10 protein-coding genes are annotated in these 12,830 nt (G+C 70.1%); 4 read left to right on the top strand and 6 right to left on the bottom strand.

The window, feature by feature from the left end:
* Positions 1-453: 453 nt before the first annotated feature.
* Together VF522_RS03590 and rocF are read right to left on the bottom strand one after the other, a co-directional pair.
* On the bottom strand, positions 454-3,219 hold the full coding sequence (locus VF522_RS03590) for an ATP-binding protein (RefSeq protein ID WP_330906851.1): 2,766 nt from the start codon (positions 3,217-3,219) through the stop codon (positions 454-456).
* A gap of 9 nt (positions 3,220-3,228) precedes the next feature.
* Positions 3,229-4,137: an arginase gene (gene rocF / locus VF522_RS03585; protein WP_330906850.1), complete on the bottom strand. Its 909-nt coding sequence runs from the start codon at positions 4,135-4,137 to the stop codon at positions 3,229-3,231.
* A gap of 141 nt (positions 4,138-4,278) precedes the next feature.
* Between rocF and VF522_RS03580 the strand changes: the two genes are divergently transcribed.
* Together VF522_RS03580 and VF522_RS03575 are read left to right on the top strand one after the other, a co-directional pair.
* Positions 4,279-5,445 (top strand): zinc-dependent alcohol dehydrogenase, encoded by a 1,167-nt coding sequence (locus VF522_RS03580; RefSeq protein WP_330906849.1) that lies wholly within the window; start codon positions 4,279-4,281, stop codon positions 5,443-5,445.
* A gap of 10 nt (positions 5,446-5,455) precedes the next feature.
* The gene (locus VF522_RS03575; protein WP_330906848.1) at positions 5,456-5,992 is read left to right on the top strand and encodes a hypothetical protein; all 537 of its coding nucleotides are present in this window, start codon (positions 5,456-5,458) and stop codon (positions 5,990-5,992) included.
* 115 nt (positions 5,993-6,107) lie between these two features.
* Here the strand turns inward: VF522_RS03575 and VF522_RS03570 are convergent, their stop codons facing one another.
* Positions 6,108-6,731: a DUF6719 family protein gene (locus VF522_RS03570; RefSeq protein WP_330906847.1), complete on the bottom strand. Its 624-nt coding sequence runs from the start codon at positions 6,729-6,731 to the stop codon at positions 6,108-6,110.
* Positions 6,732-6,910: 179 nt separating this feature from the next.
* Here VF522_RS03570 and VF522_RS03565 point away from each other — a divergent pair, with 179 nt between their 5' ends.
* The gene (locus VF522_RS03565; protein WP_330906846.1) at positions 6,911-8,182 is read left to right on the top strand and encodes a phospholipase D-like domain-containing protein; all 1,272 of its coding nucleotides are present in this window, start codon (positions 6,911-6,913) and stop codon (positions 8,180-8,182) included.
* Here the strand turns inward: VF522_RS03565 and VF522_RS03560 are convergent.
* Positions 8,154-8,774 (bottom strand): hypothetical protein, encoded by a 621-nt coding sequence (locus VF522_RS03560; protein ID WP_330906845.1) that lies wholly within the window; start codon positions 8,772-8,774, stop codon positions 8,154-8,156. The genes VF522_RS03565 and VF522_RS03560 overlap by 29 nt on opposite strands.
* Positions 8,775-8,943: 169 nt before the next feature.
* Here VF522_RS03560 and VF522_RS03555 point away from each other — a divergent pair, with 169 nt between their 5' ends.
* Positions 8,944-9,405, top strand: coding sequence for a hypothetical protein (locus tag VF522_RS03555; protein WP_330906844.1), 462 nt, complete (start codon positions 8,944-8,946; stop codon positions 9,403-9,405).
* A gap of 6 nt (positions 9,406-9,411) precedes the next feature.
* Here VF522_RS03555 and VF522_RS03550 read toward each other — a convergent pair whose 3' ends face one another.
* Positions 9,412-10,056: a response regulator transcription factor gene (locus VF522_RS03550; protein WP_330906843.1), complete on the bottom strand. Its 645-nt coding sequence runs from the start codon at positions 10,054-10,056 to the stop codon at positions 9,412-9,414.
* Positions 10,053-12,707: a hybrid sensor histidine kinase/response regulator gene (locus VF522_RS03545; protein WP_330906842.1), complete on the bottom strand. Its 2,655-nt coding sequence runs from the start codon at positions 12,705-12,707 to the stop codon at positions 10,053-10,055. The genes VF522_RS03550 and VF522_RS03545 overlap by 4 nt, the downstream gene beginning before the upstream one ends.
* Positions 12,708-12,830 lie beyond the last annotated feature (123 nt).

Raw genomic sequence — 12,830 nt, 5'->3', positions numbered from 1 at the left:
CTTGCCCACCCTACGCCAGACCCATCGCCGTGGAGATGGCAACGATCGATGCGCCACCGCCCTGCCCTGCTGCCAGCCCCCGTGCGGGCGGGGCCGGGGTCGCGCATGAAGGCATGGCGCCTGCGAGGACCGGGCAGGCGGACCAGCGCGGGGACGAGAGCGCGTAGCGCGTATCGAGCCACGCGTACGTTTCATTCTCGCGATCCGGTGGTTGAGCGGAGTGTTTGACCGCGCGCGGGCAAACACGCAGCGAGTTCGGTCGCGGGGGCCGCCTGCCCGGTCCTCGCAGGTCTGCCGAGCGCCGCAGGCGCGAAGGACGCCATGCCAGCGCGACCCCGGCCCCGCCCGCGCGGGGGCTGGCAGCCGGGCGCGATGCGAAAAAGCGGAAAGCGGCGCAACAGCGCCGCTTCAAATGCAGGAAGCCCTGGGTCCCCGCCTGCGCGGGGATGACGTTCAGGAGACCAGCGCCTGGAACTCCTCGAAGGCCTTCGCGAGGTCCTCCACCAGCCGCCGCAGATCGTCTTCCGGCGCCACCGCCGCCCGCTCCTCCAGCAACGCCGCGATCGCCGCGTAGCGTTCCGCCGAGATCATCGAGCCGCCGCCCTTGGCGGAGTGCGCGAGCAGTCCCACCTGCTTGCGGTCGCCCTTTTCCAGCGCGCCGCGCATCCTGGAAAGCAGCGGCGGCACCGACTGGCGGAAGGTCGCCAGCGCCACCTGCTCCAGCTCGGTGTCGTGGCCGAAGCGCGAGTGCATCGCCGTTTCGTCGAACAGCGGCAGGTCCGCCAGCTTTGAGGGCTGCGGCGCGACCCAGCGCGCCAGCATGCCGCGCAGCACCTTCAGGTCGATCGGCTTGGTGAGGTAGTCGTTCATGCCGGCCTCGATGCAGCGCTCGCGGTCGCCCTTGATCGCGTTGGCCGTCATGGCCACGATCGGCACCTCGCTGCCGGCCGCGCGCAGCCGGCGCGTCGCCTCGTAGCCGTCCATCTCCGGCATCTGGCAGTCCATCAGCACCAGGTCGAAGTGCTCGCAAGACATCATCTCGCAGGCCTCGCGGCCGTCGTTGGCGATCGCCACGTCGTCGTAGCCCAGCTTGCGCAGCATGCCGAAGGCCACCACCTGGTTGGTCGGGTTGTCTTCCGCCACCAGGATGCGCGCCCCCTGCGCCGCCACCGGCAGGTCCTGCCAGGCCGAGGCGGCCGGCGCCTCCTGCGCGGCCAGCACCGGCAGCGTCACCGTGAAGCGCGAGCCCTTCTCCTGCACGCTGCTCACCGCGACCGTGCCGCCCATCAGGTCGACCAGCTGGCGCACGATCGACAGCCCCAGCCCGGTGCCGCCGAACTTGCGCGAAGTGGTGGCGTCGGCCTGCATGAAGCGCGTGAACAACTGCGGCTGCACGTCCTGCGGGATGCCGATGCCGGTGTCGGCCACGGTGAACTCCAGCACGTAGGCGGCCTCCTCGCGCCGGCCGCGCACGTCCAGGCCGATCCAGCCGGCGGCGGTGAACTTGAGCGCGTTGCCCAGCAGGTTCACGAGCACCTGCCGCAGGCGCGTCGGGTCGGCCTCCACGTGCTGCGGCACGCCCGGGTGCATGCGCACGCGGAACAGCAGGCTCTTCTCGGTGGCGCGCAGGCGGTACAGGTTGGCGAGGTCCTCCACCAGTTCGTGCAGGTCGAAGGACACCCGCTCGATCTCCATCTGGCCCGCCTCGATCTTCGAGACGTCGAGGATGTCGTTGACCAGCGAGAGCAGCGAATGCGCGCTGCGGTCCACGAGGTCGGCGTGGCGCCGCACCTCCGGCGTGAGCTTCTCGTCCAGCATCAGCTTGGTCATGCCGATGATGCCGTTGAGCGGCGTGCGGATCTCGTGGCTCATGGTCGCCAGGAACTGGCTCTTGGCGCGGTTGGCGTCGTTGGCCGCGTCGCGCGCCTCGCGCAGGTCCTGCTCCGCCTTCTTGCTGGCCGTGATGTCGCGGTTGGTGCCCACCATGCGCAGCGGCATGCCCGCGCCGCCCTCGGCCACGCGGCCTTCGCTGTGGATCCACAGCAGCGAGCCGTCGCGGCGGCGCACGCGGTGCTGCACCAGGTAGAGCTTGGAACGTCCTCCCAGCACCGGCTGCAAGGCCGCCTGGATCGCCGGCAGGTCCTCGCGCGGCACCAGGTCCAGCAGTTCGGTGGCGGTGCACCGCGTCTCGCGCGCCTCGCCGCCCAGCATCACCGCCCAGTGCTCGGACAGGTAGATCTTCTCGGTCGCGACGTCGAGGTCCCACAGCGCGAGGCCCGAGCCTTCCAGCGCGCGGTGCAGCCGCTCCTGGCTCTGCTGGAGCGCCGCGCGGCCGGCGACGTCTTCGCTGACGTCCACCACCGAACCGACGTAGCCGCCGGTGGACCCGTCCGGCAGCAGCACCGCCTGGCCGCGCACCTGCACGTGCACCACCTCGCCCGAAGAACGGACCACGCGGTAACTCCGATCGAAGCGTTCCTGCCGCGACTGCGCGTCGTTCCATGCCACGACCACGCCATCCCGGTCTTCGGGGTGGAGGCGCCCGACCCAGTTGTCGGACAGCAGCGACTCGCAGCTGTCCCCGAAGATGCGTGCCGTCTCCGGATTCACGTAGATCACCTTGCCGCGCGCGTCGGTGTGGAAGATGCCCACCGGACAGGTCTCCGACAGCTCGCGGAACATCTGCTCGCTGGAGGAATGCAGCGCGCGATGCGCCGCCTGCCGCAGCAGCAGCACGTGCATCACCGAGCGGGACAGCTCCTGCAGCGCGTGGCGTTGCGTCACCTCCAGGCCGTCGCGCGGCTCGCGATCGAGCACGCACAGCGTGCCGATCACGTGGCCTTCCGGGGTGGCGAGGGGGGCGCCCGCATAGAACACGAGTCCCGCCTCGGCCGCCCAGGTCATGTGGGCGACGCGCGGGTCCGCGCGCGTGTCCGGAATCTCGGCGTAGTCGCGCGCTTCCAGCACCACGGTGCAGAGCGACTCCGCGCGCGGGATCTCGCTGAAGCCGTCGAGCCCCACCTGCGACTTCACCCACTGCCGGCGCGCGTCGACCAGCGTGAGCATCGCCATCGGCGCGGCGCAGGCCGCGGCGGCGCTACGCACCAGGCTGTCCAGGACGGCCTCGGCCGGCGTGTCGAGGATGCCGAGCCGGTGCAGGGCGTCGAGTCGGCGCGCCTCGTCGGGCGAGGTGGCGGTCGGGCGGGTCGGGGATTCCACCCCCGCACTCTACCGTGCCAGAGTGGAAGCGCCGAACAGGCTCTGGATGAATTCCACCGCCAGTTCCGCCGTACGGTTGCGCACGTCCAGCGCCGGGTTGATCTCCACCACGTCGAGCGAGCCCAGCTGCCCGGTGTCGGCGATCATCTCCATGCACAGCTGCATCTCGCGGTAGGTCGGCCCGCCGCGCACGCCGGTGCCCACGCCGGGCGCTTCCATGGGGTCGAGACAGTCGAGGTCGAAGCTCACGTGGATGTGGGTGTCCTCGTCCACGTCCTGCAACACCTCCGTCATGGTGTAGCGCATGCCGTGCTCGTCGATGTGGCGCATGTCGAAGACCTGCAGGCCGAGTTCGCGGATCGCCTGCTTCTCGTCGGCGTCCACGCTGCGGATGCCGATGAAGTCGAGGCTGCCGGCGTCGAGCGCCGCGCGCTCGCCGCTCCAGCCCACCAGGTCGGCCGGGCCGTGGCCCAGCAGGCAGGCCACCGGCATGCCGTGGATGTTGCCGCTGGGGCTGATCGCTTCGGTGTTGACGTCGGTATGCGCATCGAGCCAGATCACGCGCAGGTTGCGCCGCTGCTGCCGGCAATGCCGCGCCACCGCGCTGATCGAGCCGATCGCCAGGCAATGGTCACCGCCCATCAGCAGCGGCACGTGCTCCATCGCGAGCGTGGTGGACACCGCCTCGAACACGCTGCGGTTCCAGTCCACCACTTCGGGCAGGTGGCGCATGCCGTGCTGGGGCGGACGCCAGGGATTGGGCGGGCCGGCGAGGTTGCCGCGGTCGATGACTTCGCAATGCTGCCCGCGCAGCGCCTCGGTGAGGCCCGCCACGCGCAGCGCGTCCGGTCCCATGCCGGCGCCGCGTACGCTGGCGCCGACGTCCGTCGGCGCGCCGATGAGGCTGATCGTCTTCATGCCTTGTGCATCGCTCCTGCTGTCGCCGCGCATTGTGTCGCAAGCGCCGGCGGCGGGGGAGGTTTGCTACAGGATGCATCCGAGGGCCCCATGGCTGGGATCGGCTCCGGAGAATGGGCCGCAGACCCACAGGGAGAATCGATGCTTGCGATGAACTATCGCGGACCGTACCGCGTGCGCGCCACGCAGAAGGAAGAGCCGCGGATCGAACACCCCAGCGATGCGATCGTGCGCGTGACGCGCTCGTGCATCTGCGGCTCCGACCTGCACCTCTACCATGGGCTCGTGCCGGACACGCGCGTGGGCATGACCTTCGGCCACGAATTCACCGGCATCGTCGAGGAGATCGGCCCTTCGGTGCAGCACCTGAAGAAAGGGGACCACGTGCTGGTCCCCTTCAACATCTTCTGCGGCAGCTGCTACTTCTGCAGGAAGGAGCTGTTCTCCAACTGCCACAACGTCAACCCGGAAGCCACGGCGGTGGGCGGCATCTACGGCTATTCGCACACCACCGGCGGCTACGACGGCGGCCAGGCCGAGCTGGTGCGCGTGCCGATGGCCGACGTCGGCCCGCACGTGCTGCCGTCCGACCTGGACGTCGACGACGCCGTGCTGCTGACCGATGCCTTTCCCACCGGCTACCAGGCGGCCGAGATGGGCGGCATCCAGGAAGGCGACACGGTCGTGGTGTTCGGCGCCGGGCCGGTGGGCATCTTCGCGGCCAAGAGCGCCTGGCTCATGGGCGCGGGCCGCGTGATCGTGGTCGACCACGTCGAGTACCGGCTGGAGTTCGTGCGCCATTTCGCCCAGTGCGAGATCGTCGACTTCAAGGACGTCGGCGACATGGCGATGCACCTGAAGAAGATGACCGACGGTCTGGGCCCGGACGTCTGCATCGATTGCGTGGGCGCCGAAGCCGTGGGCAACGCGCTGCAGCACCTCACGGGTGTGACGCTCAAGTTGCAGGCCGGCTCGGCCACCGTGCTGCACTGGGCGATCAACTCGGTGCGCAAGGGCGGCACCGTCTCCATCGTCGGCGTGTACGGACCGACCTTCAACTTCGTGCCGATCGGCAACGTCGTCAGCAAGGGCCTCACGCTGCGCGCCAACCAGGCCAGCGTGAAGCGCCACCTGCCGCGCCTGATCGAACACATCCAGGCCGGCCGCATCAAGCCGAGCGAGGTGATCACGCACCGCTTCCCGCTGGAGGCGGTCGCGGACGCGTACCACATCTTCTCCAGCAAGCTGGACGGCTGCATCAAGCCGGTGCTGGTCCCGCCGCGCGCCCGTGTCCTGCAGCTGCACTGAAGGAGCCGCGATGAACAAGCCAGCCGGGGACACGCCGGTCTACGTGGAAAAGACGGACCCGCAGGAGCGCCGGAGGCAGCCGCCCGCCGGCATCGAAGGCTGGGGCGCGGACCTCGATCCGGCCGTGCGGCCCGCGGTGCCGAAGGAACGCACGCCGCCGCGCTTCATCCACGTGCAGTCCGACGACATCGAGCCGCAGCCGCGCACGGTGCAGGTCTTCCATTCCATCGAGCGGCCCGGCCTCACCCCGGTGTTCGGCACCAGCACGCCGCCCTCGGGCGTGTCCGGCCTGATCCGCAAGAGTGCCTTCCGCTACGGCGAGAACGACCTGCGGCACTGGCTGATGCTGCTGTTCGCCGACCGCGTGAACGTGGTCGAAGGCATCGTCGACGACCTCTCGCGCGGCCACGTGCCCAACCTCTTCAAGGAGATGGGCGGGCCGGCCGAGTGGCGCCACAACCGCCAGGGCTTCCTGCGCAAGGCCATGGTCGCCGGGGCGGTGGTGGGGGTGCTGCTGGCGATGAACAGTTATCGCAAGCGGCGGTAGCGACGGCGCTTCGTCGACCTCGTAGGGTGGGCAAGCTCCGCTTGCCCACCATTCATTGGCCGCACGACGACGGTGGGCAAGCGAAGCTTGCCCACCCTACGGCCTACCGCAGGCGTCAGCCCTTGATCTCACACGTGCCGCTCTTGGTGCCCGATCGCTTGATGCAGCGGCTGAAGGGGTACTTGGCGCCCGTGGCGATCGCCTGCACGGAAGCAAGGATTTCCTCTGCGCTTCTTTCGCCGAACCAGTAGTCGTACACCTCACCATCGACCACGAGCACCTGGTGCGGCGATCCGTTGCGCCCCGAACTTGCCGTGTCCAGCTTGGCCTTGAGCGGTTTGACCTCCGGAGGCAGGAAGGCTTCCGGCGGAACAGGCGAACCGATGGCCTTGGTCACGTAGCTGTACGTGATCGTCCCGAATAAGGGCGACGCTTGCAGCTTCGGCAGCTCCAGTGCTCGCCACACCCGGCATGGCGGGCAATCGTTGCCCCCCATGTGGATGAAGTGGATGTGCCTTCTCTCCGGCCGATTCACGCAGGAGACTTGCCGGCGGATTCCCTTGGATGGGTTGCCGCCAATGACCTGTTTGATCTGATCGGCGCCGCAGCTTCCGTCATCCACGTACACCACGGCTCCGGCACGCAAGGTGCCCGGCGCGGGCTCCGAGGTCAGCAGCTGAGCCGCAGCGGGAGCGGAAATGAACACGCCCAGAAAAGCCAGCGAAGAGAACAGGCGCATGGGGACCTCCTGGCCAAGGCTCGCCAATGTAGATGCGGCGAACCGCGTCCGCCACATCCCTTTGGCGGAGGAAATCCACGGCCGCGCACGGCGATACGCCGCTCGTGGACGACGGGGAATCCGGCCCCCAAGGCGGCCGCGCTTCCGTAGCATCGGGCCTTTTGGCCCTGCCGTTTCCCATGTCCGAACCGATGTGGATCTTCGTGAGCGTCGTCCTGGCGCTCGCCGTCGCCCTCCTCTACGTGAACCTGAGCGCCGGCGAGAAGCGCGTCTCGCACGAGATCCCCCACCTCTATCCGGTCGGCGACCCGCAGTTCTTCCGCGCCATGGGCATGCTGCTCGGGCCCGACATCGTCGGCGGCAACCGCGCGCAGGCGCTGGTCAACGGCGACCAGATCTTCCCCGCCATGCTGGAGGCGATCCGCGGGGCGCGCGGCACCATCCTGTTCGAGACCTTCATCTACTGGTCCGGCGAGATCGGCGACACCTTCGCGCAGGCGCTGTCCGAACGCGCGCGCGCCGGCGTCAAGGTGCACGTGCTGCTGGACTGGGTGGGCAGCATCAAGGTCGACCGCCGGATGCTCGACCGGATGAAGGAGGCGGGCGTCGAGGTGCACATGTTCCACCCGATGCGCTGGTACAACCTGGGCCGCATCAACAACCGCACCCACCGCAAGCTGCTGATCGTGGACGGCCGCACCGGCTTCACCGGCGGCGTGGGCATCGCGCCACCCTGGACCGGCGACGCGCAGGACGAGGAGCACTGGCGCGACTGCCACTTCCGCATCGAAGGTCCCGTGGTCGCGCAGATGCAGAGCGTGATGCTGTCCAACTGGAGCAAGACCACCGGCGTGATCCTGCACGGGCCGGACTACTTCCCCGAACTGGAACCGGTGGGCGAACAGCGCGCGCAGATGTTCCACAGCTCGCCCAGCGGCGGCAGCGAGAGCATGCAGCTGATGTACCTGGTCGCGATCACCGCGGCGGTGAAGACCATCGACATCGCCAGCGCCTATTTCGTGCCCGACGACATGACGCGGCTGGCGCTGGTGGCGGCGCTCAAGCGCGGCGTGCGGGTGCGCGTGATCACGCCCGGCCGGCACATCGACACCCAGACCGTGCGCCACGCCTCCCGCGCGCTGTGGGGCGAGCTGCTGGAAGCCGGCGCCGAGATCCACGTCTACCAGCCCACCATGTACCACTGCAAGATCGTGATCGCCGACGGCCTGCTGTCGTCGGTGGGCTCCACCAACTTCGACCCGCGTTCCTTCCACCTGAACGACGAGGCCAACCTCAACGTCTACGACACGGCCTTCGCCGCGCGGCTGGCCGAGGTGTTCGAGGCCGACCTGCGCCACTGCCGGCGCGTCACGCTGCAGGAGTGGCGCAGCCGCCCGCCGCTGGAAAAGGCACGCGAGCGCCTTACTGCACTGCTCGCGCCGGTGCTGTAGCAGCCCAGGTCAGCGGCGCCGGACGCGAGTGCCGCTCGCGCTCCGCCCGCAGCACTTCTTCGCGCCGCTGCTGCCTCTGCAGCGTTCCCGCGATCCGCCCGCGCATCTCCTGGTAGATCCGGCGCATCGGCGCGGCCCCGCGGACGACGGTGCGCACCTCCATCGTCGGCACCAGCAGGATCTCCTCGCCTTCGCTCTCCACGTCCACCGCGAGGCTGGGGCCGAACACGCGCTCGACCTCGCTCTTCGCCTGCGCGTGGTCCAGGCCCGGCATCAGGACCGTCCAGGTGGTGGCGTCCGACCGCATCGCCAGGCCCCGGCTGCCCGCCAGCGCCTGCAGCTGCTGGTTGAACTTCGCCGTCACCGTGCGGGCCGCCTCGCTGCCGAACAACACGTGCAGCTCCGGCAGGTCCGCCTGCTCGAACACCACCACCGTGAGCGGCCGGCCCGCCGCCTGCGCGTCGGCGATCATGGTGTCGCCGAACTGGTGCAGCGCGGCCTCGTGGCGGCCGTAAGGATGGCGATGCGCCGTGCGCGACCAGCGGCCGGCGTGGCGGGAGGGCGTGGAAGTCGGGGCGGTCATCGAGTGCATGCCGTGATTGGGCCAGCGCCCACGGCCGCGCGGGCAGGTGTGTCGCACCCGCCGGCTAGGCCATCTCCTCAGGGGGATAGGGAATCGGCTGTGCCGGCACAGGAATCGGCGGCGCGCCGGCGCGCCAGTGGCTGGCGGCGCGCCCCTTGCCGGCGCGGACCATCGCTGCATGTCCCAAGCCCTCACGTTCCTGCGCGCCGCCACCCTCGCCCTGCTGGCCCTCGCCGCCTGGGTGCAGCCCGCCTACGCCGATGCGGGCGTGCTCGTGGCACGGGCCACCGTGAAGAGCTACTTCACGGTGCGGGTCACCTCGCAGCCGGTGTCGGTCGCCGTGTCGGCGGACGACGTGGCCCGCGGCTACGTCGACGTCGCGACACCGGTGAAGATGGACGTGGAGGGCAACGACCCGTCCTACGCCATCACCTTCGAGCGCGGCGGCGCCGCCTTCCAGGGCGGGGAAGTGCAGGGCCTCGGACAGCGCGTGCAGCTGGATTCGCAGGCCATGATGGACTGGCGCGGGTCGGGCCGCCGCCACGGCACCCTGGAGTTCCGCTTCCGCCTGCGGCTCGCCGCCGGCGCCGCCCCGGGCGAATACGCCTGGCCGATCCAGGTGTCGATGAGCCCGGCCTGAACGGGATCAGTCCTTCACCAGCCCCTTGCGCACGGCATAGCGGGTGAGGCTCGCGATGTCGTTGAGCCCCAGCCGCTCCATGATCTTGGCGCGGTGCACGTCCACCGTCTTGGAGCTCAGGCCCAGGTCGTAGCCGATCTCCTTGGCCGACCGGCCCTGCGCGATCATCACCAGCACCTCGCGCTGCCGGTCGGTGAGCAGCGCGTCCACCTCGGGCTCGGACGGCTGCAGCAGCATTTGCGCGACGCCGTTGCCGAAGTAGCTGCCCGTGTGCATCACGCTGCGCACCGCCATCTCCAGCTCGAAGCGCGGCGCGTCCTTGCGCAGGTAGCCGCAGGCGCCGCTGGCCACCGCCTTCTTCACCGCGTCCACCGAGTCGTGCGCCGACAGGATGACGACCCGCACGCCCGGGAACTCGGCGTGGATGCGCGAGGCGGCGGTGTAGCCGTCCATGCCGGGCATGCTGATGTCGGTGATCACGATGTCGGGCCGCACGGTCTGCAGGACCTGCAGCAGCTCGGTGCCGTCGCGCGCCTCGGCGACGACCTCGACGCCGCCGATCGACGACAGCAGCGCGCCTATGCCGGAACGCACCAGGTCGTGGTCGTCGGCCAGGACGATGCGGATGGAGGGGGATGCGTTCGATTTCATGCCGTCGTCACTCCCTCCTGGCCGCCGTCCGTGAGCGCGGCGATGTGCCCGTGCAGCCGGGCGGTCTGCGCCCGCAAGTGGGCCAGCGCGCCGCGCGCGCCCGGCACGTCGCCGCCGCGCAGCGCCTGCTCCAGCTGCTCGCAGGCCTGCGCCACCTGCAGCGCGCCGACCGTGCGGGCCGCGCCCTTGATGCGATGCACGCGCTGCAGCGCCTGCGCCGGGTCGGCATCGACAACCTCGTCGACCAGCACGGCGAGGTCCGCCTCGTTCACCTGCCGGTAGTCCAGCAGCACCTCCCGTTCCACCGCCGCATCGCCGCCGGTGATCGCTTCCAGCACGCCGGGATCCAGCAGCGCGTCGCGCATGGCCGGGGCCACGGGCGCCGGCGGCGCGGCGTCGTCCTCGTCCGGCAGGGGCAGCCACTGGTCGAGGCGGCCCATCAGGTCGACGAGGTTCACCGGCTTGATCAGGATGTCGTCCATGCCGGCCGCGAGGCAGCGCCCGCCTTCGTTGTCGAGGGCGTTGGCGGTGCAGGCCACGATCGGCGTGCGCGGCCGGTCCTGCTCCTGCTCCGCCACGCGGATCGCGCGCGCGAGGTCGTAGCCGTTGAGCTCGGGCATGTTGCAGTCGGTGAGCAGCAGGCCGACGCGGTGCTTGCGCCACAGGGCCATCGCCTCGACGCCGTTCTCCGCCATCAGCAGGCCGTAGCCGAGCGCAGCGACCTGCCGCGACAGCACGAGGCGGTTGGTCGGATGGTCGTCGGCCACCAGCACCAGGCGGCCTTCGCGTTCCGCGTCGTCGACGCCCGGTGCGGCGCGGCGTGCGGTCATCTGCCGCGCGAGCTGGCGCGGCGCTTCGTCGCGCGCCGCCACCGCCAGCAGGTCGCCCGGGCTGCCCACCGGGAATTCCACCTCGAAGCTGACCGTGGTGCCCTGGCCTTCGCTGCTGTCCATGCGCACGCTGCCGCCCATCATCTCGGCCAGGCGCTTGCAGATCGCGAGGCCCAGGCCGGTGCCGCCGAAGCGCGCCGCGGTCGCGATGTCGGCCTGCGCAAAGGGCTCGAACAGCTGGCCGGCGGCGGACGCGGCGATGCCGATGCCGGTATCGATGACGCTGAAGCGCACGCGCTCCGTCGTGTCGGTGCGATGCAGCTGTTCGACCGCGACCGTCACGCTGCCCTCGCGCGTGAACTTCAGCGCGTTGCTGATGAAGTTGTTGAGGATCTGGCCGACCCGCAGCGGATCGAACACCAGCACCGGGCCCACGCGCGGGTCGACGCGCTGCTGCAGCAGCAGGCCGCGGCTGCTCGCGATGCCGCTGTGGATCTGGCAGGCGCGGCTGATCACTTCCGGCACCGAAGCCGGCATCGGGTCCAGCGCCAGGCGGCCGGCCTCCACCTTCGAGAAGTCGAGGATGTCGTCGATGATGCGCAGCAGGGCGCGGCTGGACTCGGAGACGACGGTGAGCGTGGCGCGCTGTTCCGAGTCGAGGCGCGTGAGGTTCAGCAGCTCGAGCAGGCCGAGCACGCCGTTCATGGGCGTGCGGATCTCGTGGCTCATGGTCGCGAGGAAGGTGCTCTTCGCGCGGTTGGCGCGATTGGCCTCGTCGGTGGCATCCTGCAGCGCGCGCTCCAGGGCCTTCTGCGCGCTGACGTCGGCCCAGTAGCCGGTCCACAGCAGCGAGCCGTCGTGCTGCTCCCGGATGGCGGCGGAACTGCGGACCCAGCGCACCGTTCCGTCCGCGAGGGCGATGCGGTATTCGCTCTGGTAGCCGCCCTGCGATTCGGCGTCGCGCGTGGCCTGCTGCAGCATGGCCCGGTCTTCCTCCACCACGTTGCCGAACACGCTGTCGGCGTCGCGCAGCAGCTGCTCCGGCGCGACGCCGCGATCGCGCCCGGCATTCGGGCCGACGTAGACGTAACGCGACGGCTGCTGCGGCCGCGTGCGCAACTGCCAGACCGTCGCCGGAAGGTGTTCCACCAGCTCGGTCATCTGCCGTTCGGCGCGCTGCCGCCGCCCGGCCTGGTGGACGACGCCCAGCCACGCCGGAATGAGCACCGCGAGGAACACGGCGAAGGATCCGCCGAGCACCCATGCCGCGGTGCGCTGGCGATCCACCTCTTCCTGCTGCCGCTCCTCGAGCTCGCGCCGTTCCTGCTGGTACAGCGCGGTGGCCGCCGCGTAGAAGCGTTCGCCGGACTCGTGCGCCAGCATCAGCTGCTGTGTCGGAACGGCCGGCAGCCCGCCGCGAGCGCGCTGCCCCGCGGTTTCCGCGGCCGCCGCGACGCGCTGGCCGAGCGCGGCGCGCAACTCGCGCGCCCGCGCATGCTGCGCGGGATCGTCGGCCGTCATCATCTCGATGGTCGCCGCGGCGCGCAACGCGCGCTCCGTCCAGTTGTCGCGGTCCTGCAGCAATTCCCACTGACCCGTGAGCAGGAAGCCGCGCTGCGCGGATTCGGCGCGGGCGAAGCTCTCCATCGCATCGCTCATCGCGTGCAGTTCTTCCTGCGTGAATTCGGCCTCGCGTTGCGCGGCGCGCGCTTCCTCGACGGTGTCGTACAGGGTGAACCCGACGAACGAAAGGATTAGTAGCGCGGCAAAAAAGGAGAGATGGACGGCGGTATTGGAAGGAAGGGGCAGGCGCCGGAGCATGTCACCGGAGGCGCTGCGCGCTGGAAGCGGGGTGGTGCCCGCGATGGAATGTCATTTTTCGAATCGATCCGCCCTGTACGGCACAGTCTAGCGAATGCGCATGCCGTCGTGCGTGAAAAGTTT

This window comes from Ramlibacter sp., assembly GCF_036383835.1.
GTDB lineage: Bacteria > Pseudomonadota > Gammaproteobacteria > Burkholderiales > Burkholderiaceae_C > Ramlibacter.
The sequence above is the reverse complement of the archived record's forward strand: the minus strand, read 5'-3'. Positions and strand labels throughout refer to the sequence as shown.